This window comes from Flavobacterium sp. 2755 (assembly GCF_031455715.1).
Classification (GTDB): Bacteria; Bacteroidota; Bacteroidia; order Flavobacteriales; family Flavobacteriaceae; genus Flavobacterium.
This window is the reverse complement of sequence record NZ_JAVDTG010000011.1, coordinates 124,167-144,596: the sequence shown is the minus strand read 5'-3', so window position 1 is coordinate 144,596 and position 20,430 is coordinate 124,167. Positions and strand designations below refer to the sequence as shown.

Sequence of the window (20,430 nt, the reverse complement as noted above, 5' to 3'; positions counted from 1 at the left end):
ACTAGTAATTCTTAAAAACTATAATCATGAAAAAACTATCCTTTACATTTTTAGCTCTTCTATTTTCTTCATTTATAATTGGTCAGGCTTCGGGAAATGTCAATTATAAAAATCCGCAATCTTATAATAACGACAATAATACGATCGACACAGATTTCCCTTCAAATGGCGATATTGTGGTAAGCGTAAAAGGGCTTGCTAATATTAAAGCAGATGCTTATACAGCCATTTTTAGCGTAACTCAAACCGGCAAAACAACTAAAGAAGTAAATGAATTAATTGATCAAAGAATCACGCAATCGATCAATGCCATTAAACTTAAAAAAGGCGTTGAGACTTTTGTCGACATGATTTCGTTTGTTCCTGCTTATGAATATGAAGCCGAGAAAAAACTTTTTAATCGTAAAACTTATAATGAAGTTCCGGCAGGATTTGAGTTGAAGAAAAACATTCATATCAAATTTTCAGATCCAAATCAGCTTAATGAATTTATTTCCATTTTATCCAATAATGAAATATATGATTTGGTACGAGTGGATTATTTCTCTAATACTTTAGAAACCGTTAAGAGAGAAATGATGCTAAAAGCAAAACTTTTGGTTCAGGAAAAAATAAAAAACTATCAGGAATTGCTTGGAGAAACATTTACAAATGCCGAAAAAAGAATTGTCGATGATTATATGGTAAATGTTCCTATAGAAATGTACAAATCGTATGAGGCTTATAATGGTTCTTCTTTAAACTTGAAAAAAGCGGCAAACGTTAATCAGCTTAGCAAATCGGTTACACTTTATTATCAGCCTGTATTTAATAAAGAATTTGATTTTGTAATTAATCCTACTGTTTTAGAACCTGTTATTCAAGTACAATATGAGGTTAAAATGGCGATTAGCAGAGAAAAGAAACAGCCTTTAAAAGCAGACAAAACAGAGAAAGAATTTATTCTGATTACTCCAAATGGTGATTTAAAAACATTGAATACGAGTACAGCCCGACCAATTCATTAATCTGACAGAAGTATTTCACCAAGTCAAAATGCCGTTTCACCATTTGTGCAAAAAGCGCGCGTTTTTAGTTTTTAAGTTTGATCTGTAATCATCCAATTAAAACTAAAATTATGAAATCAAATCTTTTTATTTCCGCGCTTTTTGCTATTGTGTTTTCTTTTGCCGGCTGTAATTCAGCTAATGCAAATCCGAAAAACAAAACTGAGATTAAGAAATCAGATTCTGTTGTGTCTACCAAAATTCAGGTTGCACTTTTACTGGACACATCAAGCAGTATGGAAGGATTAATTGATCAGGCAAAATCTAGATTATGGAACATCGTTAATACTTTGACGACTTTAAAATATGAAGGAAAAACTCCGGATATTGAAATAGCGTTGTATGAATATGGAAATAGCGGCTTATCAGAAAAATCAAATTACATCAGACAAATTACACCGCTTTCAACGGATTTAGATTTGATTTCGGAGCAATTATTTGCACTTAGAACCAATGGCGGAAATGAATATTGCGGCGCTGTAATTCAGGATGCGACAAAGGAATTAAAATGGGCAGACGAGAACAACAGCATGAAACTGATTTACATTGCCGGAAATGAAGGATTCAATCAGGGAAAAATCAGCTATAAAGAATCGATCAGCAGTGCTTTAAAAAATGATATTTATGTAAACACGATTTTCTGCGGTAATAAAACAGAAGGCATAAACATTTTTTGGAAAGATGGTGCTGACATCGGAAAAGGGAAATATTTTAATATCGATGCCAATCAATCTGTAGAATATATCGCAACGCCATATGACGATGAAATCACTAAATGCGATGAAAAAATAAACAAAACCTACATTAATTATGGTTCTAAAGGCGAAGCAAAAAAAATGAATCAGGTTATCCAGGATCAAAATGCAAAAAAGGTTTCAAAAGCTAATTATACAGACCGCGCGGTGAGCAAATCAAAAGCCGTTTATAAAAATGAAAGCTGGGATTTAGTCGATAAAACAAAAGATGATGCAGCGACACTTTCGAAAATTAGAAAAGAAGAACTGCCTGTTGAACTTCAGGGTAAATCGACTGAAGAATTGCAAAAAATTGTAGCCGAGAAAACGAAAGAAAGAGAAACGATTCAAAAAGAGATTAGTGTTTTGGCTAAAAAACGTCAGGCTTATATTGATACCGAAGCCAAAAAAACCAAAAAGCAAGACGATCTTGGCAACACTATAAATACTTCGATAGTTGCTTTTGCAAAAGTGAAAGGTTATACGGTTGAGAAATAAATCATGCTGCAAATCCTGAAACATGAAAAAGAAAAAATTCTTTTTGCTTTGGCTGAGCATTTTTGGCTTGAGTTTTGCCTGTAACAATAAGGAAGAAAAGCCAAAAATCATTACAAGTTCAAAACCGGTTTACTCCTACGAAGAGAAACTAAAAAGTGAGATAACTGAGATTAGGAATTTTTTGGGGAAAACTCCTAAATACAATTCAAATGTTGTCTTCTTATTAGATATGAATATTGAATCTGGAAAAAACCGGTTTTTTGTTTATGATTTAAAACACAACAAAATACTACACAAAGGTTTGGTTGGCCACGGTTCCGGATCTGAAACCGGAATTGCCGGAAAACTACAATTTAGCAATACCAAAGATTCGAATTGCAGTTCACTTGGCAAATATGCAATTGGCAATTCTTATTTTGGAACTTTTGGAAAAGCATACAAATTATACGGTTTAGACAAAACCAATAGTAATGCTTTTGATCGAAATATCGTACTCCACAAATATGTAGATATTCCTTATGAAGAACAAATAAATCCTATTTGTAATAGTTTGGGATGTCCAATGGTTAATGAAAAGTTTTTTGGCGTAATCGAAAAGATGATTGATAATTCTAAAAAGAAAATTCTTTTAGTAATGTATTATTAAACCAACCTTTCACTCCATTTTGTCATCTATACTTATATCAAACACTTTAAATTATACTCCAATGATTAAGAAACAAGCAACGGCGCTTTTACTATTGTTAGGCATTTTTGCCTTTGCGCAAAAACCCATTTTCACCACTGCAAAAGTAAAAGCGGCAACGGTATATTTTAATGCTGCCGAAATTTCTCAAACTGCAAGTACAACTTTACCGTTAGGAACAAGCGAAATTGTAGTTAAAAATGTGGCAGTAAATTTAAATGAAAGCTCTATTCAAATTGGTACGCCTGCAAGTGTAACGGTTTTGTCGGTTCAGTTTACTAATAATTACATTTCAGAATATGAAACCGATCCGAAATCTCCTTTATTGAAAAGAGTTCGTGACAGTATTGTTTTGGTTCAAAAGGAAATTCAAAAAGTAAATAATACTATTAATTCTGAATCAAAAACCATTCAGTTATTAGATAAAAACCAACAGATTTCTGGCGTAAATTCTGGATTAAATGTTGCCGAATTAATGAAAATGGTGGAGTATTATAAAAGCAAACAAATTGAAATTGCCAATAACATTAATACTTTAACTGAGAAAAAGCAAAAACTGGACGAAACGCTTCAAAAGCTAAACAACAAACTTGAAGTTGATACAAGCAAAGAAGAAAAAACTTCATCCGGAAAACTGATTGTTCAGGTAATGAATAGTGCTGCCGGGCCGGTTCCTTTAGAAATATCGTATTTAACCAATAACGCTGGCTGGTCTCCTTTTTATGATTTACGTACCGAAAGTGTTGCGGCGCCAATCAATATGATGTACAAAGCACAAGTGGTTCAAAATACTGGAATTGACTGGAAAAAAGTAAAACTGACTCTTTCGAGCGGTTATCCAAATCAACATAATCAGGCGCCAATATTGAGTTCTTGGTTTCTGGCTAATCAGGTATATAATGATGAAGTTGTGACTATTGGTTATGGAACACAGAAAAAAAGGAATCAGCTGCAGGGAAGTGTTTTTAAAGATAAAATAGCAGGTGTCCAAACGGAAATGGCTGCACCAGTTATAGCAGAATCTTCTGTTTCGAATTACACAACTCTTGCAGAAAACCAGCTTAATATTTCTTTTGATATTGATATTCCGTATGATATTTTATCGAACGGGAAAATTCACAGCGTCTCTTTAAAAGAGATAAAACTTCCGGCAACGTATAAATATTATGCGGTTCCAAAAGTGGAAAACGATGCTTTTTTACTTGCTGAAATTGCAGATTACAGCAAATACAATTTATTGCGAGGCGAAGCGAATATTATTTTTGAAGGTATGTATGTGGGTAAAACATTTATAGAACCGAATCAAACCAGCGATACTTTGAACCTGAGTATGGGGCGTGACAAAAAAGTATCTATCAAAAGAGAAAAAGTTGCTGATAAATCGGGAACTAAGTTTTTATCTGCCAAAAAAGAACAGACTTTTACTTTTGATATTACGGTAAGAAATAATAAAAAAGAAGCGGTTGAATTGCTGTTGAAAGATCAATATCCGTTAACTACAAATAAAGATATTGAAGTAGAGTTATTGCAAAGTGATTCGGCAAAAGTAAGTGCCGAAACTGGAATATTAACCTGGCAATTGCAGTTGAAACCAAATGAAACTAAGAAATTCAGAATTAGTTACAAAGTGAAATATCCAAAAGATCAGACTTTGAACTTATAAACAGATAACATTTTAAACACGAATTCCACAAATTTTCACGGATTGATCTGTGTTAATTTGTGGAATTTGTTTTTATAAAAGGCCTTCGACTACGCTCAGGCTGACACTCAAAATTCAGAAGTTCCTGATATTGTCAGGCTGAACGAAGTCGAAGCCCTATTTAGCAAATAATTAAGGCGCCGGATCTGGAATAATTGCCTGAACGTGATTAATTTCGGCTATAATTTCTTTTGATAAAACTACATCAATTGTGGCAATGTTTTCTTTTAACTGTTCCATTGTTGTTGCACCAATAATAGCACTTGTCAAAAATGGCTGTTGCAAAACAAATCCCATTGCTAATTCTGTCAATGTTAATCCATGTTTTTTAGCAATTTCCTGATATAATTTCGTTGCCTGTGTACATTGTTCGCTTTTGTAACGTGTGTATTGCGGAAAAAGATTAACTCTCGCATTTGGATGTGCTTCACCCGTTAAAAATTTACCCGTTAAAACTCCAAATGCTAAAGGAGAATATGCTAATAATCCAACATTTTCATATTTTGAAACTTCGGCAGAACCTACTTCAAAAAGACGGTTCAATAAATTATACGGATTTTGAACGGTTTTAATTCTTGGAAGGTTTTGATATTTACTTTCTTCTAAAAGACGCATCATTCCCCACGCGTTTTCATTTGAAACCCCAATATGTTTAATTTTTCCTTTTTTGATTAATCCGTCAAACGTTTCGAGGATTTCTCTAAAATGATCTTCCCACGCATCATCATGACCATTAAAACCACGCTGTCCGAAATAATTTGTTTTACGTTCCGGCCAATGCATTTGATACAAATCAATATAATCTGTCTGAAGGCGTTTTAAACTATTTTCTAAAGCATATTTAATACTTGCCGGAGAGAAATCTGCTTTTTCACGCATATAAGTAAAATTCGGATTCGGACCCGCAATTTTAGAGGCTAAAACAACTTTGTCACGATTTCCGGATTTTTTAAACCAGGTTCCGATAATTTTTTCTGTGCTTCCGTAAGTTTCTTCACGCGCCGGAACGGAGTACATTTCGGCCGTATCAAAAAAGTTTACGCCTTGTTCAAGTGCATAATCCATTTGTGCATGACCTTCAGCTTCTGTGTTCTGCTGACCAAAAGTCATAGTTCCGAGATTTATTTTACTAACTTTTATATCTGTGTTTGGGATTGTAGTGTATTTCATTTTTTTCTAAGGTTCTAAGGTGCTGAGTTGCTATCCCGATAACTATCGGGACTAAGTTTTCTCTTTGATACTTTTTATTAGGTTTAAAGTTTCAGGCGCAAAGGTACAAAGGGATTTTGCAAATCTAAATTTGACAAAGGTTAAAAAAAGTACAAGATTTCTTTTTAAGGGGCTAAGGTTCTGAGTTGCTAAGGTTTTCTTTTCTATAAAAAAGGTTCAAAGTAAAACTTTGAACCTTTTTTTATTTTAAACTTTTTAACGGATTTTGAAATGTACTGAAAATTCTAACAATCAAAATTGAATTTTCTCTAATTTGATATAAAACTTTATAATTTCCAACAATAATTCTTCGACAATCGAGTCTATATTCATCTAATTGAAATTGCTTAGGAAAAACAATTATATCTGTACAATCGTATAATTGTTTTCTAATCTTTAGGGCGGTTTCTTTAGAATATCGTTCTTTTAAATATAAATAAATATCTTTCAAATCCAGCTTAGCACTCTCACTCCAAAAAACTTCCAATTTACTCATTATCCCAATCTTCCATTTCTTTTTGTAAATCTTCTTTTGAAGTTATTCGGTTATATTTTATATCGTCTAATCCTTCTTCTACTTTATTGTGATATTCTATTAACGTTAATGGATTTCCTTTCGCATCATACGAAACTACTTCATTCAAATAATTATCAAAAACCGACGACACGATTCGCAACACTCTTTCATCTGCCAAATCAAGCTGATTTCTTATTTTATCTTTTAATTCCGGAAGTCCCATAATTCTAATTTTAGATATTCAAAGTTACAAAAATAATAAGATCGAAGTTTTTAAAAACCTTGCAGGAACAAAAAAAGGGCTCAAAGCAAAACTTTGAACCCTTTTTAAAACTTAGAAACTTAGTCCCTCAGAACCTTAGCAACTTAATTAATACTATTAAGCATTTCAGCGATTTCATCTAATCTTGGTGTTAAGATGATTTCGATTCTACGGTTTTTAGCTTTTCCTTCTGGAGTGGCATTGCTTGCCAAAGGAGAAAATTCACTTCTTCCCGCTGCTGTAAGTTTTTGTTTGTTGATTTTATTGTTTTCGCTCAAAATAGCTACAATTGCAGTTGCTCTTTTAGTCGATAAATCCCAGTTGTTTGCAATTGGTCCTGAACCTGCGTATGGATCATCATCTGTATGTCCTTCAATAAGAACGGAAAGATCTGGATTATCACCCAAAACTTTTCCAAGTTCTACAACCGCTCTTCTACCTTCTGTTCCAACAGCCCAGCTTCCTGAATTGAAAAGTAATTTGTTTTCCATCGAAACATATACTTTTCCGTTTTTCTGTTCTACTGTCAAACCTTTACCTTCAAAACCATTAAGGGCTTTAGATAAAGTTTCTTTTAGCTTGCGCATTGCTTCTTCTTTAGCAGCAATCATATCTTCAAGCTCTTTTAAACGGTTTGCTGTTTTATCTAAACGTGCTTGTTCATCGGCCAGTTTTTTAGATTTTGCTTCTAGTTGAGCAAGCAAATCACGGTTTTTAGCCATATTACTTTCTAATGCGTCGTTGCTGTTTTTCTCTAATGCATTATACGAATCCTGTAATACTTTGTATTTTTTTTGCTCTGCAGCTAAATCAGCTTTTTGCTTTGCAAGATCATCTTTTGTTGCCGATAAATCTTTTGTTAGTTTATCTCGGTCTAATTCTAACTGATTTTTTGCTGTTTTTAAATCTGCATTTTCATCAGCGATAGAACGATTTTCTTTTTTTAGATCTGAATATTTAGTTTCAAGATCATTGTAAATCTTTTTGGATACACAAGAAGTTGCAGATAATGCCAGAACTACTAATCCAATGGAGGCTTTTTTAATCATTTTACTTTTGTTTTTTATTTGGGGCGTTAATTATTCTAATATCTAAGTTTTTAAATTCTCATTCCGAAATATTCATAGTTTTAATGGAATGTGTATTTAAATCTTTGAACCGCAGTTCTTCCAACAAGAACAATACCAAACTTTATTCAATTTCAACTAAAACCGGACAATGATCTGAGTGAACAGCATCTGGAAGAATAACAGCTCGTTTTAAACGATGCCCCATTACTTCGCTTACTAAATTATAATCAATACGCCAGCCTTTGTTATTTCCTCTGGCTCCTGCACGGTAACTCCACCATGAATAATGATGCGGATCTTTATTAAAATGACGGAAACTATCAATAAAACCAGATTTCATAAAACTATCCAGCCAGGCACGCTCTTGAGGTAAAAATCCTGAAACGGTTTTGTTACGAACCGGATCGTGAATATCAATTGCTTCATGGCAAATATTGTAATCACCACAAATAATAAGGTTTGGAAGAGTAAGCTTCAATTCGTTAATATACGTTTGAAAATCATCCATAAACATAAATTTATGATCTAATCTTTCGATATTAGTTCCAGACGGAAGATAGAGACTCATTACCGAAACATCATCAAAATCAGCGCGTAAGTTTCTGCCTTCAAAATCCATATGATGAATTCCGGTTCCGTAAACCACTTTTTTAGGTTCTATTTTAGATAATATTGCAACACCGCTATATCCTTTTTTTGTTGCAGGATAGTAATATTGATACGGATAGCCGGCAGCCGTTATTTCTTCGACAGGAATCTGATCCTGAGTAGCTTTTATCTCCTGAAGGCAGATAACATCTGGGTTTGCTGCTTCAAGCCATTCTATAAAACCTTTAGTAATTGCAGCACGAATTCCGTTTACATTATAAGAAATAATTTTCATCTGGATATTTTTTTTAGGATTCCAAATGTAATAAAAAAGAGGAAAGTTTGTAATTGAATAAAGGAAAAGTAGAGTTTTTTGTTATCTTTGTTCGCTGCTCTAATAAATTAAAAATAGTACATGGGTTTAGTTACCGCGAAAGAAGTTGCAAAGGCAATAAATGTTGAGAAGTACGGAGTGCTTGGTACTTTCTCAGGCTGGATTCTTATGAAGGTTCTTAAGATCTCTACCCTTAATAAAATTTACGATCATAATAAACATTTAGAGGATGTTGCATTTTTAAACGGAATTTTGGATGAGATGGAAATCAAATTCGAAATCCCGGAAGAAGATTTAAAACGTTTACCTAAAGATGGCGCTTATATAACCATTTCAAATCATCCGCTTGGAGGAATTGATGGTATTTTACTTTTGAAATTAATGCTTGAAAGAGAACCAAATTTCAAGATTATCGCTAATTTCTTATTACATCGAATTGTTCCGCTAAAAAAATACATCATGCCGGTTAATCCTTTTGAAAATCATAAGGATGCCAAATCGAGCGTTGTTGGAATTAAAGAAACTCTACGTCATTTAAGTGACGGAAAGCCTTTAGGAATTTTCCCTGCCGGGGAAGTTTCGACTTATAAAGACGGAAAATTAGTTGTAGATAAACCTTGGGAAGAAGGCGCTCTAAAATTGATTAGAAAAGCCAAAGTTCCGGTTGTACCGATCTATTTTCACGCTAAAAACAGTAAATTATTCTACTGGCTTTCTAAAATTGATGATACGCTGCGTACAGCAAAACTTCCGTCAGAACTGCTTACACAAAAAGACCGTGTTATTAAAGTTCGTATTGGAAAACCAATTTCTGTAAGCGAACAAAATGAAATAGAATCTTTTGAAGAATACTCAGAATTCTTAAGAAAGAAAACCTATATGCTTGCCAATCCTTTTGAAAAAGACACCAAATTGATTGACACAGCAAGTTTAAAAATACCAAAAGCGCCTAAAAAAATCGTTACGCCGGCGAATGAATCAAAAATGATTGATGAAGTTCAGGCGTTAAGAAACAGTGACTGCAGGTTATTACAGAGTAAAAATTATGAGGTCTTTTTTGCACGCGCAAAATCAATTCCGAATATTTTACATGAAATTGGCCGTCTTCGTGAAATTACTTTTAGAGAAGTTGGTGAAGGAACTAACGAATCTATCGACATTGACGAATACGATCAATATTATCACCATATGTTTTTATGGGATGATGAAACCAAAAAAATAGCAGGGGCTTACCGTATGGGATTAGGAGCTGAGATTTATCCAAAATACGGCATCGAAGGTTTTTATCTGACTGACTTATTCCGTTTTGAACCGGAATTGCACGATATGATGCATAAATCAATCGAAATGGGACGTGCTTTTATCATTCGTGAATATCAGCAAAAACCAATGCCTTTATTCTTATTATGGAAGGGAATTATTCACACTACATTGCGTTATCCTGAACATAAATATTTATTAGGCGGCGTAAGTATCAGTAATCAATTCTCTGATTTCTCTAAATCATTGATGATTGAGTTTATGAAATCGAATTACTACGATCCATATATTGCGCAATACATTCACCCGAAAAAAGCTTATAAAGTAAAACTGAAAGATGCTGATAAAGACTTTATTTTTGACGAAGCTGAATCTGATTTAAATAAATTTGACAAAATTATTGACGAATTAGAACCGGGAAATTTACGTTTGCCTGTTTTAATTAAAAAGTACATCAAGCAAAATGCACGTGTAGTTGCTTTTAACGTCGATCCTTTGTTTAATAACGCTGTCGATGGTTTAATGTACATTAGAATCGCTGATATTCCAGAAAGCACCATGAAACCCGTTATTGAAGAGTTTCAAATAGAATTAGAACGTAAATTATCTGAAAAAGAAGATTAATCAGATTTACTCCAAATAGAAAAATCCCATTTGTATAAACAGATGGGATTTTTTATTTACAATTTTATTTAAAAACTAGTTTGAGATTTATTCCATTCCAATCTCATCTATTTCTTCTAATTGATTTTTAGGGTCTGCACCATATTGATTTGGTCCTTTTTCACCTTCTGTAGCGAGTAAAACAATATTATAGATGGGAATAAGTATAAACCACCCGCTTTTACCTATATCATGCATTCTTCTAACTCCAACAGCAAGTGATGGAACCAAAACTGCTAAACTATAAACATTGCTTATAAACGCCAAGTTTGGTAAAACAAGCATTAAAATAAGAAGTATACCATAAGTTATAAGGGTGCTCAATAAAGTGAACATCCAATATTCTCTTCTTCTTGCTCTTCCATTAAAATTTGCGTAGTTTTCAAAAACTACTTTTTTGTACGTCTCTAACATAATAAAAACTTTTTGGTTGCCTACTCTTAAGGATTTTCGGTTACTCCGTTTCTTTTAAAAACGCAAGAATACTCACTTTGCCAGTAGACTTAAAGAACTAAAAGTTTTTATAATATCAGAAAAAGACATTTCAGCAATTAATGTTTAATATAGAAGTTGTGTTCAATATAGACATAAAAAAATCCCATTTGCTAATACAAATGGGATTCTTTATTTACAATTTTTATTTAAAAACTAGTTCGTTTTACTTTCTAAGATTAAAACCAGCCTTTTCTACCAACCTGATAAGTTTGATAAAAATCTTCGTCTGATTTTGTCAGGTAAATAATCCCTTCAATTAAAGCAATTAAACCTCCAATTCCACATAAAAGACCTAAAATAAGCTGAATAATTCCTTCTTTGCTATATCCTAAATAGAATTTATGAATTCCTAATACTCCTAATAAAATCGCTAGAATTCCAGCAACAACTTTTTTGTTTTCTGGTTTTGGTCCTCCAAATTCTGATTGTGTGTTTTCCATAGTTTTATTCTTAAAATTAGTATTTAAATTAGAAAATAATTGGGCAAAAAAAATCCCATTTGTTATGAAGCAAATGGGATAAATATATTTTTAGAACCAGCCTTTCTTACCTACTTGGTAAGTTTGGTAAAATTCTTCGTCTGATTTTGTCAGGTAAATGATTCCTTCAACGAAACCAATGATGCTTCCAACTCCGCAAGTAACAAGAGTAATTACTAATTGGATAATTCCTTCTTGTGTATATCCTAAGATGAATTTGTGAATTCCAAATCCTCCTAATAAGATTCCAAGGATTCCGGCAACAACTTTTTTGTTTTCTGCTTTTGGTTCAGATGGTGTATTCCAAGATTCTGGTTTTGTAGTCTCCATTTTTATATATTTAGTTAATTAATTATTGTAATTCAACGTTACCAATTTGATTGATTTCTTCGATCTCATTTTTAGGATCTGATCCGTATTGGTTTGGACCATAATCTCCATCTGTACATAATAAAATCAAAATCCAGATTGGACCAGCTAACGGAATAAGAGAAACAAAATAAAACCATCCGCTTTTTCCAACATCGTGTAATCTTCTAACTAATACACCTAACCCTGGAAGAAGTGTTGCCAATGAATAAAGTACTAAAAGAGCATATCCAATGATTCCTCCTGTCATAGCGTCACCAAATATTGTCCCAACTATAACTCCAATAATTATTAATGAAAACGAAATTATACCGTTTGCAAGTGCAAAATACCAATATTCGCTTCTTCTTGCACGTCCTTTAAAGTTTGCATAGTTTTCAAAAACCACTTTTTTGTACCATTCAATCATAAATTAATAAATTAGTTAGTTTATCCCTACTCTTTTTAGGATTTTCAGTTTCTCCTTTTCTAAAATTTTGTTAAAAAAATCGGAAACAATATTAAACAAAAATAATTTTAAAAACTAATAATGAACATTACTTTTACAGAATTGCCTTGTTATTAAAAACTAAAGTGATTTTCTTTAAATCAAGAAGTAATTAAATTCTGATATCAATAATTTACTTCGAATACACTTTTTTTATTTTATCTACAATAACCTGGGCTAAACGTTCGTGACTTTCAAAAGTCCAACCGGCAATATGAGGCGTTAAGATAACCTTTCGTCCATCTAACAGATACTGAAAAGCTTCGGGCGTATTTTTATCCTGAAAAAGAGTTTCAAAAGACAGTTTTTCATATTCTAAAACATCCAGACCTGCGCCAAGTACTTTCCCAGTTTTCATTGTCTCAACCAAATCGGCAGTAACAATGTTCTTACCTCTGGAAGTATTGATTATCCATATTGGCTTTTTGAATTCGTTAATAAAAGCCGCATCTACCATTCTATCCGTTTCCGGAGTCCACGGAATATGTAAACTCAAAACATCTGTCTTTTCATTAAGTTCCTTTAATGAAACTTGTCTGGCATTTTCGTCTCCCACATTATCCTGAATATCATAACATAAAACCTCCACATCAAACCCTCTCAGCTTTTTTGCAAATGCTTTACCCATATTTCCATAACCAATAATACCTACCGTTTTTCCATCCAGTTCATGACCACGGTTACTTTCTCTGTTCCATTGGCCAGAACGAATTTCATAATCGGCAATATTCAATTTATTAAAAAGAGAAAGAATCATTCCTAAAGTATGTTCTGCAACAGCATTACGATTTCCTTCGGGAGCGGCGATTAGTTCAACATCTTTAGATAAGGCGTAATCGCAGTCAATACTTTCTAAACCAGCTCCAACTCTGGCAATAAACTGCAAATTGGTCGCTTTGTCTAAAAATGTTTTATCAATTTTAAATCGGCTTCGAATTACGATTCCGTTATAATCCTGAATTTTAGCTTCAATTTCTTCTTTGGAAGATTTAAAATCGGCGTGATTTTCAAAACCGGCTTCTTCCAGTTGCTGCCAAAGAATAGGGTGATTGCTATCGATATGAAGAATTTTTATACTCATAACTTAAACTTTAATTAGAAAAACAAAGTAACAAAAAAATAGCCGTTTATTATTTTAACAAAATCAATTCGGCAAGAAATGCGTAAATTCGCATAAAAGGGTTTTATGAAAACAATTGGCTTGATTGGCGGAATGTCTTGGGAAAGTTCTGCTTTATATTATCAAATAATAAACCGTGGCATTCAGGAAAAACTGGGCGGCGTCCATTCTGCTAAATCCTTATTATATTCTGTTGATTTTAATGAAATTGCAATTTTGCAAAAAGAAGAAAAATGGGGTGAACTTGGAGAATTAATGATTGAAGCGGCTCAAAAGCTCGAAAAAAGCGGAGCAGATTTTATTGTTCTATGTACCAATACAATGCATAAATTATCTGATGAAATAGAAAAAAATGTTTCAATCCCACTGCTTCATATTGTTGATACAGCTGCTGAAGAAATTGTAAAGCACAATATTAAAAAAATAGGTTTACTGGGAACATCTTTTACGATGGAACAAGGTTTTTTTAAAGACCGTTTGCTTAACAAGCATTATATACAAACCATAATTCCTAATGAAAAACAAAGATCTGATATTCATCAAATTATATATAACGAATTAGTAAAAGGAATAATCAGCAATGATTCGCGAAATATCTTTTTAGAAATTATATCTGATTTAATTGATAAAGGAACCGAGGGAATTATTTTAGGCTGTACAGAAATTGAATTATTAGTTACGAATGAATATACCGAAGCAAAATTGTTTAAGACGGCAGAAATTCATGCTAAAAAAGCAATTGAATTTTCGCTGGAATAAATATCAAAGTCAAAATGAAATTAACAAAAACTTTTAAAGCCTTTTTTGAAAACGAAAAATCAGGAGGATTACTTCTATTATTTGTTACGATTATTTCTTTGTATGCCGCAAACTCGTCTTATGCGACGGAGTATATCTCTTTTTGGGAAAAAGATCTGGGCGGACATTCGATCACACATTGGATTAACGATGGCTTAATGACCATTTTCTTTTTATTGATTGGTTTAGAACTAGAACGCGAAATTTATCATGGCGAATTATCCAATATAAAAAATGCTTCGCTGCCTATTATGGCGGCTTTTGGCGGAATGCTGGTTCCGGCCGCAATATTTCTGGCTTTAAATTTTAAAACGGCAACGCAAAACGGTGCCGGAATCCCAATGGCGACAGATATTGCTTTTGCAATTGGAATTTTATCTCTTTTAGGCAATAAAGTTCCTGCATCTTTAAAAGTCTTTTTAACTGCACTTGCCGTTATAGACGATTTGGGCGCTATAATTGTCATTGCTGTTTTTTACACAAAATCAATTGCCTTTTTAAATTTAGGCATTGCTTTAGGAATCTGGGTTTTATTATTTCTTTTAAACCGAATGAAAGTTTACAACCTGATTCCATATTTAATTGGCGGCGTAATTATGTGGTATTTTATGCTAAACTCCGGAGTTCATGCCACAATTACGGGTGTTATTTTAGCCTTTGTGATTCCGTTTGGAGACGGCAGCGAAAAATCATCATCTTATAAATTACAGCATTTTTTACATAAACCCGCGGCGTTTTTTATTCTGCCTTTGTTTGCAATTGCCAATACTTGCATCGCCATAAATTCTGATTGGCATGCCGGATTAAACCATCCTAATACATTTGGGATTATTTTTGGGCTCGTAATTGGAAAACCTTTAGGAATTGCGCTTTTTTCTTCCATTGGTGTAAGCGCCGGATTATGTGCTTTACCGAAAAGTTTAAAATGGGCGCATATTTTAGGCGCCGGAATGTTGGGCGGAATTGGTTTTACAATGTCTATTTTTATTACACTACTGGCTTTTAAAGATCCCGAAACAATTCTGTATTCTAAAATATCAATCATTATAGCTTCTGTACTTTCCGGCGTTTTGGGATTTGCTTATTTAAAGTTTGTTTTGACAAAAAAACAAGACGTTTAATTTTGGCACACAGATTTAACAAATTGAAACAGATTTAATTTTAATAATCTTAATTCGAAAAATGAAAAAGTATTATTGTTTGTTGTTTGGTTTTGCTTTTCTTGTTTCTTGTAACGACAAAAAAACCGTTTCTGAAACTCCTATTCCAAAAATTGTTACTGTTACTTTAGAAAAGCCATTTGACAAAAAACTGATAGAAGGCACTTATGAAACAAAAGCCGAAGAAAACGATTCTGATGATTGTCAGCTTTCTTTAAAAATAACTAAAACAAAAAGCGGGTATTCTTATTTCTTAAAAACAAAAACCAGACAACTTAAAGGAATTGCAACTTTTAAAATCCAAAAATATGGTGAAAAATATTTGGTTTTAGAAGGCATAAAATGGGATGAATATGAAGGTGATATAAGTCATGAAGAAGAAAATGATTCGATTTCGGATTCTGAAACCTCTTCAAAAGAATTAGAAATCCCAGTTGGAATCGAAGCTGCATATGTAAAAGACACGCTCACTATTCAAAATTATGGTAACTCGATGAATTCCTATACAAAGCTTTCAGAATGTGGGAGGAAATATATTCGATTGATTAAATCTCAAAAGTAAAAATTCCAAATTTCAATTTTCTCCACAATATTGTCATTCCGAGGAACGAGGAATCTTCGCAAGAAACTCGACAAAGATTGAGACATTAGATTGCGGAGCTACTTATGAAGATTCCTCGTTCCTCGGAATGACAAAAAAGCGAACAATAACTTTAAATTCATTATTATGATAGCAAGAATATGGCACGGAAAAACAAAAGTTGAAGATTATGAAGCTTATACCCAATTCATAAATGACACTGCAATTCCTGATTACTCAAAAACAGCTGGTTTTGTAAAATTGTCTTTTTTAAGAAATATCAAAAACAACGAAGCGCATTTTACGCTAATTACGTATTGGAAAAACCTCGAAGTAATTAAAAATTTTGCCGGAGATGATTTCGAAAAAGCGAAATATTATCCTGAAGATGATGATTTTTTATTAGAGTTTGAAGAGAAAGTCGAGCATTTTGAGGTTTTTGCTTAAAACAATTATTAGCCTAAATGTCATCCTGAGCGAAGTCGAAGGACTTTATTGCGCATAAGGTCTTCGACTTCGCTCAGACTGACAATCTATTAATTTCAAATTTATCCACAATATTGTCATTCCGAGGAACGAGAATCTTCCTAAGTAGCTCCGCAATCTAATGTCTTAATCTTTGTCGAGTTTCTTACGAAGATTTCTCGTTCCTCGAAATGACAAAGCGGCATTAAGACTTATCTCATCTAAAACAAAAAATCCCAAACCCCAACAAAATTGGAATTTGGAATTTTTAAAATATTGGAATTTGTTTAAAACTACCCTTTGATTTGTTTCAAAGAAGTCTTAATCCCTTTTATTAAAGATGAACTGAAACCATTGTGTTCCATTTCATTTAAACCAACTATTGTACAGCCTTGAGGCGTTGTTACACGATCAATTAACTGTTCTGGGTGGACTTTCTCTTCTAAAAGCATTTTTGCGGCTCCTTTTACGGTTTGTGCGGCAATTGCTAAAGCAGTATTAGAATCGAATCCAATTTCGATTCCTGCCTGCATAGAAGCACGAATATATCTTAAAGCATATGCAGTTCCGCATGCGCCTAAAACTGTCGCTGCATCCATTAATTTTTCGTCGATTACAGGAGCTGTTCCTAAATCCTGAAATAAGTCAACAATTGGCAATGCTTTTTCTCTGTCTTTTTCAGGAAAAGAAATACAGGTGGCCGATTCTCCAAACTGTGCTGCAATATTTGGCATAATACGCACAACCGGATATTCGTTATTTGTTTTTGTTTGAAGGACATCTAAAGACAATCCGCTTACGGCAGAAGCAATTGTTTTATTTTGAATTACCGGCAGAATTTCAGCCAAAACAGTATCAACCTGATACGGTTTTATGGTTAAAATCACCACGTCAGCATCCTGAATATTATGTTTATTATCGTTAGAAACCGTAATTCCGTATTCGGCTAAATATTGAATACTTGCTATGTTTCTTCTTGTTACGGTAACTTGATTGTTTTTAGAAAATTTTGCAATTCCCAAGGCAATAGAAACCCCAAGGTTTCCTCCCCCTATAATGTGTACTTTCATCCTGCTTGGTTTTAATTTATTTTGGACTGGCTAACAGCATATTTTTCGGCTGTAAATTACGCAGATTTTAAGGATTTTAAATCACTGTAATCTATTAATTTGTGGCAAAAATTTAAAACCCAAGAATCAATTTGGCTACTCCAAAATAGAGCATAATTCCAAAAACATCATTAGTTGTAGTTATAAATGGCCCGGTTGCAATTGCGGGGTCAATTTTATTTTTATGAAGAAAAAGCGGCACTAAGGTTCCTAAAATTGCGGCAAACATAATCACCACTATCATAGAGATCGAAATAGCAATTCCCACTAAATATTGTCCGTACATAAGAGAGTGATATCCCAGTAAAAGCAGGGAAATTATACTTCCGGAAATCATCGAAACGGTAACCTCTTTACTAAAATAACTTTTACTGAATTCCTTCAAAGTTCCGTTTGCCAAACCCTGAACAACGATTGCCGATGCCTGAACTCCAATATTTCCGGCTGTAGCCGAAAGCAGGGGCACAAAAATAATTAAGGTTGAATATTTTTGAAAAGCACTTTCATTATCTTTCAAAACAAAAGAAGCCACAATCTCAATTACCATCCCAATTAAAAGCCAAGGTAAACGTGCTTTTGTTAATTCAAGAACGCTGTCATTTGTTTCAATGTCCTGTGTAATACCCGCAGCTAACTGGTAATCTTTATCGGCTTCTTCCTTGATTACATCTACGATATCATCAATTGTAATTCTTCCAACCAAACGTCCAAGTTCGTCAACTACCGGAATTGCCTCTAAATCGTACTTTTGCATGATACGAGCTACCTCAACATCTTCGGTATCAACATTTACAAAATTCAATTTTCGGATATAAACCTCTCCAATTTGAGTTTTGGTAGATGAAGTCAATAAGTCTTTAAGTGATAAACGGCCTTTTAAACGGTTTTCATCATCAACAACATAAATAGAATGTACTCTCGAAACATTTTCTGCCTGAATTCGCATTTCTTTTACGCAGGTTAAAACATTCCAGTTTTCATTGACTTTTACAAGCTCTTTACCCATCAAACCACCCGCCGTGTTTTCATCGTAGCGTAATAATTCAACAATGTCTTTTGCGTGTTCTACGTCAAGTAATTCCGAGATAACTTCTGCTTTGATTTCCTGCGAAAGTTCAGCGATAATATCGGCCGCATCATTTGTTTCCAGCTCATCAAGCTCTTCAGCGATTTCTTTCGGTGAAAGTCTGCTTAAGATATTTTCACGCAGGTCTTCTTCTAATTCAAGAAGAATTTCAGCGGTTTTATCACTATCTAAAACTTTGAAGATATAAGTTGCTTCGTCAAAATCTAATTCTTCAAGGATTTCGGCGATATCAGCATGGTGAAGGTCGTTAAGTAAAACTTCAAGTTCATTGTCATTTTTCTTAACGATTAAATCTTCTAATTGATGAATAAATTCTTTGCTAACTTTGAACTCCATCGGCTTCTATTTTTTGAGTCAAAACAATAAATTCGTCAACGCTTAGCTGTTCGGGACGTTTATCAAAGATAATGTCTTCTCGCAGTTTATCTGATAAATTTAATGTTTTCAAACTGTTACGTAATGTTTTTCGTCTTTGCTGAAAAGCCGTTTTTACAACCGTAAAAAATAACTTTTCACCACAAGGAAGGCTATAATCTTCCTTTCGGGTCATTTTCATCACACCCGACTTGACCTTGGGCGGAGGAATAAAAACATTTTCGCTTACAGTAAATAAATACTCAGTATCATAGAAGGCCTGGGCTAAAACGGACAAGATTCCGTAAGCTTTTGATCCTTTTTTTTCGCAGATGCGTTCTGCAACTTCTTTTTGAAACATTCCGGAAAACTCCGGAATCTGATCTCTAAACTCTAATGTTCTAAAAACAATTTGAGTAGAAATATTATAGGGGAAATTTCCAATTATAGCAAATTGCTTATCCTTGTAAACTTCATTAATATTATATTTCAGAAAATCCTGAGAGATAATCTGATCTTTTAATTTTGGATAATTTTCGCCTAAATACGCCACAGATTCTGTGTCGATTTCAATAACATGTGTATTTATTGGCTTTTCAAGCAAATACTTAGTCAACACACCCATTCCTGGTCCTATTTCTAAAACCTCCTCGTATCCCTTTAAACTCAAAGTATCGGCAATTGCTTTTGCAATACTTTCGTCTTTAAGGAAATGTTGTCCTAAATGTTTTTTGGCTTTTACTTTTTCCATTTTCTTTCTTGTTTTGCCACAAGGGCGCAAAAGTATTCTTTTTGTCGCGAAGGGTCAAAGACTCAAGGATTTATTTTTGCTTTTTCTACTTTTTTTGCCACAAAGGCTCGAAGGCACAAAGTTTATTTTTTTGTTTTGCCACGAATTACACTAATTATCACAAATTTTAAATCTAATAATCTGTGTAAATCTGTTTAATCAGCCAAATCCGCGGGCTATTTCTGTTTACTGAAAACTAAAATCAATGTTCTGAAATAACCTCCAGTTCTGTTCTAAAAGAAAGCATTTTATCTGCAAATAATTCTAAAGCTTCTCTGTCAAATCTAGGCTGGTCTTCTAAATAATACTTCTCTAAAGTATCTTTACTATCTGTCGTGTATTGTACAGAATACGTGATTCCTCCCATTTCTTCTTCAATTAAAACTTTTACAATTCTTGCTGATGAAAATTTTTGTGTTGCCAAAATCTCAGGTATGTGCTTTTCCTGCATCCATTTTAACCATTGATCGTGTGCACTTTCGTGTATATTAGTAGTAACGTTAAAGATTATCATATTTCTTTTAGACTTTCTTAGATTTCTTAGACAACTTAGATTTTTAGACTTTCTT

Annotated in this window: 23 protein-coding genes; 9 read left to right on the top strand and 14 right to left on the bottom strand. The window is 33.4% G+C overall.

The window, feature by feature from the left end; translation table 11 throughout:
- Positions 1-26 precede the first annotated feature (26 nt).
- The 4 genes from J2Y38_RS21575 to J2Y38_RS21560 all read left to right on the top strand — a co-directional run bounded on the left by J2Y38_RS21575 (position 27) and on the right by J2Y38_RS21560 (position 4,626).
- Complete coding sequence (locus tag J2Y38_RS21575) at positions 27-1,007, top strand: SIMPL domain-containing protein (protein ID WP_309846723.1); 981 nt, start codon at positions 27-29, stop codon at positions 1,005-1,007.
- 110 nt (positions 1,008-1,117) lie between these two features.
- Positions 1,118-2,278, top strand: coding sequence for a hypothetical protein (locus J2Y38_RS21570; RefSeq protein ID WP_309846721.1), 1,161 nt, complete (start codon positions 1,118-1,120; stop codon positions 2,276-2,278).
- 22 nt (positions 2,279-2,300) lie between these two features.
- Positions 2,301-2,924 (top strand): murein L,D-transpeptidase catalytic domain-containing protein, encoded by a 624-nt coding sequence (locus J2Y38_RS21565; protein ID WP_309846720.1) that lies wholly within the window; start codon positions 2,301-2,303, stop codon positions 2,922-2,924.
- Between the two features lie 61 nt (positions 2,925-2,985).
- Positions 2,986-4,626, top strand: coding sequence for a DUF4139 domain-containing protein (locus J2Y38_RS21560; protein ID WP_309846718.1), 1,641 nt, complete (start codon positions 2,986-2,988; stop codon positions 4,624-4,626).
- 171 nt (positions 4,627-4,797) lie between these two features.
- On the opposite strand, the gene J2Y38_RS21555 is transcribed toward J2Y38_RS21560, so the two are convergent.
- The 5 genes from J2Y38_RS21555 to J2Y38_RS21540 all read right to left on the bottom strand — a co-directional run bounded on the left by J2Y38_RS21555 (position 4,798) and on the right by J2Y38_RS21540 (position 8,606).
- Entirely contained in the window at positions 4,798-5,835 is a 1,038-nt protein-coding gene (locus tag J2Y38_RS21555; protein WP_309846717.1) for an NADP(H)-dependent aldo-keto reductase, read from the bottom strand.
- A 241-nt stretch (positions 5,836-6,076) separates the two neighbouring features.
- On the bottom strand, positions 6,077-6,370 hold the full coding sequence (locus J2Y38_RS24590) for a type II toxin-antitoxin system RelE/ParE family toxin (RefSeq protein ID WP_409025150.1): 294 nt from the start codon (positions 6,368-6,370) through the stop codon (positions 6,077-6,079).
- A complete protein-coding gene (locus J2Y38_RS21550; protein ID WP_309846715.1) occupies positions 6,363-6,614 on the bottom strand; it encodes a hypothetical protein in 252 nt (83 codons plus the stop codon). Before J2Y38_RS21550 ends, J2Y38_RS24590 begins: the two co-directional genes overlap by 8 nt.
- Positions 6,615-6,757: 143 nt before the next feature.
- Positions 6,758-7,702 carry an OmpA family protein gene (locus tag J2Y38_RS21545; RefSeq protein WP_053473986.1) on the bottom strand — a complete coding sequence of 315 codons (945 nt, stop codon included), beginning with the start codon at positions 7,700-7,702 and terminating at the stop codon, positions 6,758-6,760.
- 142 nt (positions 7,703-7,844) lie between these two features.
- Complete coding sequence (locus J2Y38_RS21540) at positions 7,845-8,606, bottom strand: exodeoxyribonuclease III (protein WP_309846712.1); 762 nt, start codon at positions 8,604-8,606, stop codon at positions 7,845-7,847.
- 120 nt (positions 8,607-8,726) lie between these two features.
- Here J2Y38_RS21540 and J2Y38_RS21535 point away from each other — a divergent pair, with 120 nt between their 5' ends.
- On the top strand, positions 8,727-10,529 hold the full coding sequence (locus J2Y38_RS21535) for a lysophospholipid acyltransferase family protein (protein WP_053473984.1): 1,803 nt from the start codon (positions 8,727-8,729) through the stop codon (positions 10,527-10,529).
- Positions 10,530-10,616: 87 nt separating this feature from the next.
- On the opposite strand, the gene J2Y38_RS21530 is transcribed toward J2Y38_RS21535, so the two are convergent.
- The 5 genes from J2Y38_RS21530 to J2Y38_RS21510 all read right to left on the bottom strand — a co-directional run bounded on the left by J2Y38_RS21530 (position 10,617) and on the right by J2Y38_RS21510 (position 13,479).
- Positions 10,617-10,982 carry a DUF805 domain-containing protein gene (locus J2Y38_RS21530; protein ID WP_309846710.1) on the bottom strand — a complete coding sequence of 122 codons (366 nt, stop codon included), beginning with the start codon at positions 10,980-10,982 and terminating at the stop codon, positions 10,617-10,619.
- A gap of 257 nt (positions 10,983-11,239) precedes the next feature.
- The gene (locus tag J2Y38_RS21525) at positions 11,240-11,503 is read right to left on the bottom strand and encodes a TM2 domain-containing protein (RefSeq protein WP_309846707.1); all 264 of its coding nucleotides are present in this window, start codon (positions 11,501-11,503) and stop codon (positions 11,240-11,242) included.
- A 90-nt stretch (positions 11,504-11,593) separates the two neighbouring features.
- Positions 11,594-11,872 (bottom strand): TM2 domain-containing protein, encoded by a 279-nt coding sequence (locus J2Y38_RS21520; RefSeq protein ID WP_053473981.1) that lies wholly within the window; start codon positions 11,870-11,872, stop codon positions 11,594-11,596.
- 22 nt (positions 11,873-11,894) lie between these two features.
- A complete protein-coding gene (locus tag J2Y38_RS21515) occupies positions 11,895-12,320 on the bottom strand; it encodes a DUF805 domain-containing protein (protein ID WP_309846704.1) in 426 nt (141 codons plus the stop codon).
- 211 nt (positions 12,321-12,531) lie between these two features.
- On the bottom strand, positions 12,532-13,479 hold the full coding sequence (locus tag J2Y38_RS21510) for a 2-hydroxyacid dehydrogenase (RefSeq protein ID WP_309846700.1): 948 nt from the start codon (positions 13,477-13,479) through the stop codon (positions 12,532-12,534).
- Between the two features lie 105 nt (positions 13,480-13,584).
- Here J2Y38_RS21510 and J2Y38_RS21505 point away from each other — a divergent pair, with 105 nt between their 5' ends.
- The 4 genes from J2Y38_RS21505 to J2Y38_RS21490 all read left to right on the top strand — a co-directional run bounded on the left by J2Y38_RS21505 (position 13,585) and on the right by J2Y38_RS21490 (position 16,503).
- Positions 13,585-14,277, top strand: coding sequence for an aspartate/glutamate racemase family protein (locus J2Y38_RS21505; RefSeq protein WP_309846698.1), 693 nt, complete (start codon positions 13,585-13,587; stop codon positions 14,275-14,277).
- 14 nt (positions 14,278-14,291) lie between these two features.
- Positions 14,292-15,437: a Na+/H+ antiporter NhaA gene (gene nhaA, locus J2Y38_RS21500; RefSeq protein ID WP_309846695.1), complete on the top strand. Its 1,146-nt coding sequence runs from the start codon at positions 14,292-14,294 to the stop codon at positions 15,435-15,437.
- 61 nt (positions 15,438-15,498) lie between these two features.
- Positions 15,499-16,038, top strand: a complete 540-nt coding sequence (locus J2Y38_RS21495; protein ID WP_309846693.1) for a hypothetical protein — start codon at positions 15,499-15,501, stop codon at positions 16,036-16,038.
- A gap of 165 nt (positions 16,039-16,203) precedes the next feature.
- Positions 16,204-16,503: an antibiotic biosynthesis monooxygenase gene (locus J2Y38_RS21490; protein ID WP_309846691.1), complete on the top strand. Its 300-nt coding sequence runs from the start codon at positions 16,204-16,206 to the stop codon at positions 16,501-16,503.
- Positions 16,504-16,814: 311 nt separating this feature from the next.
- On the opposite strand, the gene proC is transcribed toward J2Y38_RS21490, so the two are convergent.
- From proC to J2Y38_RS21470, 4 genes are all read right to left on the bottom strand, one after another.
- Positions 16,815-17,591: a pyrroline-5-carboxylate reductase gene (proC, locus tag J2Y38_RS21485; protein WP_309846689.1), complete on the bottom strand. Its 777-nt coding sequence runs from the start codon at positions 17,589-17,591 to the stop codon at positions 16,815-16,817.
- Between the two features lie 112 nt (positions 17,592-17,703).
- On the bottom strand, positions 17,704-19,053 hold the full coding sequence (gene mgtE, locus J2Y38_RS21480; RefSeq protein ID WP_309846686.1) for a magnesium transporter: 1,350 nt from the start codon (positions 19,051-19,053) through the stop codon (positions 17,704-17,706).
- A complete protein-coding gene (gene rsmA / locus J2Y38_RS21475) occupies positions 19,037-19,822 on the bottom strand; it encodes a 16S rRNA (adenine(1518)-N(6)/adenine(1519)-N(6))-dimethyltransferase RsmA (protein ID WP_053473064.1) in 786 nt (261 codons plus the stop codon). Before rsmA ends, mgtE begins: the two co-directional genes overlap by 17 nt.
- Positions 19,823-20,063: 241 nt before the next feature.
- Complete coding sequence (locus J2Y38_RS21470; protein WP_309846684.1) at positions 20,064-20,375, bottom strand: DUF4286 family protein; 312 nt, start codon at positions 20,373-20,375, stop codon at positions 20,064-20,066.
- Positions 20,376-20,430 lie beyond the last annotated feature (55 nt).

Bases quoted from the DNA above. Each gene is read 5' to 3' on its own strand.
- J2Y38_RS21575 (WP_309846723.1), top strand. From the start codon at position 27: ATGAAAAAACTATCCTTTACATTTTTAGCTCTTCTATTTTCTTCATTT.
- J2Y38_RS21570 (WP_309846721.1), top strand. From the start codon at position 1,118: ATGAAATCAAATCTTTTTATTTCCGCGCTTTTTGCTATTGTGTTTTCT.
- J2Y38_RS21565 (WP_309846720.1), top strand. From the start codon at position 2,301: ATGAAAAAGAAAAAATTCTTTTTGCTTTGGCTGAGCATTTTTGGCTTG.
- J2Y38_RS21560 (WP_309846718.1), top strand. From the start codon at position 2,986: ATGATTAAGAAACAAGCAACGGCGCTTTTACTATTGTTAGGCATTTTT.
- J2Y38_RS21555 (WP_309846717.1), bottom strand. From the start codon at position 5,835: ATGAAATACACTACAATCCCAAACACAGATATAAAAGTTAGTAAAATA.
- J2Y38_RS24590 (WP_409025150.1), bottom strand. From the start codon at position 6,370: ATGAGTAAATTGGAAGTTTTTTGGAGTGAGAGTGCTAAGCTGGATTTG.
- J2Y38_RS21550 (WP_309846715.1), bottom strand. From the start codon at position 6,614: ATGGGACTTCCGGAATTAAAAGATAAAATAAGAAATCAGCTTGATTTG.
- J2Y38_RS21545 (WP_053473986.1), bottom strand. From the start codon at position 7,702: ATGATTAAAAAAGCCTCCATTGGATTAGTAGTTCTGGCATTATCTGCA.
- J2Y38_RS21540 (WP_309846712.1), bottom strand. From the start codon at position 8,606: ATGAAAATTATTTCTTATAATGTAAACGGAATTCGTGCTGCAATTACT.
- J2Y38_RS21535 (WP_053473984.1), top strand. From the start codon at position 8,727: ATGGGTTTAGTTACCGCGAAAGAAGTTGCAAAGGCAATAAATGTTGAG.
- J2Y38_RS21530 (WP_309846710.1), bottom strand. From the start codon at position 10,982: ATGTTAGAGACGTACAAAAAAGTAGTTTTTGAAAACTACGCAAATTTT.
- J2Y38_RS21525 (WP_309846707.1), bottom strand. From the start codon at position 11,503: ATGGAAAACACACAATCAGAATTTGGAGGACCAAAACCAGAAAACAAA.
- J2Y38_RS21520 (WP_053473981.1), bottom strand. From the start codon at position 11,872: ATGGAGACTACAAAACCAGAATCTTGGAATACACCATCTGAACCAAAA.
- J2Y38_RS21515 (WP_309846704.1), bottom strand. From the start codon at position 12,320: ATGATTGAATGGTACAAAAAAGTGGTTTTTGAAAACTATGCAAACTTT.
- J2Y38_RS21510 (WP_309846700.1), bottom strand. From the start codon at position 13,479: ATGAGTATAAAAATTCTTCATATCGATAGCAATCACCCTATTCTTTGG.
- J2Y38_RS21505 (WP_309846698.1), top strand. From the start codon at position 13,585: ATGAAAACAATTGGCTTGATTGGCGGAATGTCTTGGGAAAGTTCTGCT.
- nhaA (WP_309846695.1), top strand. From the start codon at position 14,292: ATGAAATTAACAAAAACTTTTAAAGCCTTTTTTGAAAACGAAAAATCA.
- J2Y38_RS21495 (WP_309846693.1), top strand. From the start codon at position 15,499: ATGAAAAAGTATTATTGTTTGTTGTTTGGTTTTGCTTTTCTTGTTTCT.
- J2Y38_RS21490 (WP_309846691.1), top strand. From the start codon at position 16,204: ATGATAGCAAGAATATGGCACGGAAAAACAAAAGTTGAAGATTATGAA.
- proC (WP_309846689.1), bottom strand. From the start codon at position 17,591: ATGAAAGTACACATTATAGGGGGAGGAAACCTTGGGGTTTCTATTGCC.
- mgtE (WP_309846686.1), bottom strand. From the start codon at position 19,053: ATGGAGTTCAAAGTTAGCAAAGAATTTATTCATCAATTAGAAGATTTA.
- rsmA (WP_053473064.1), bottom strand. From the start codon at position 19,822: ATGGAAAAAGTAAAAGCCAAAAAACATTTAGGACAACATTTCCTTAAA.
- J2Y38_RS21470 (WP_309846684.1), bottom strand. From the start codon at position 20,375: ATGATAATCTTTAACGTTACTACTAATATACACGAAAGTGCACACGAT.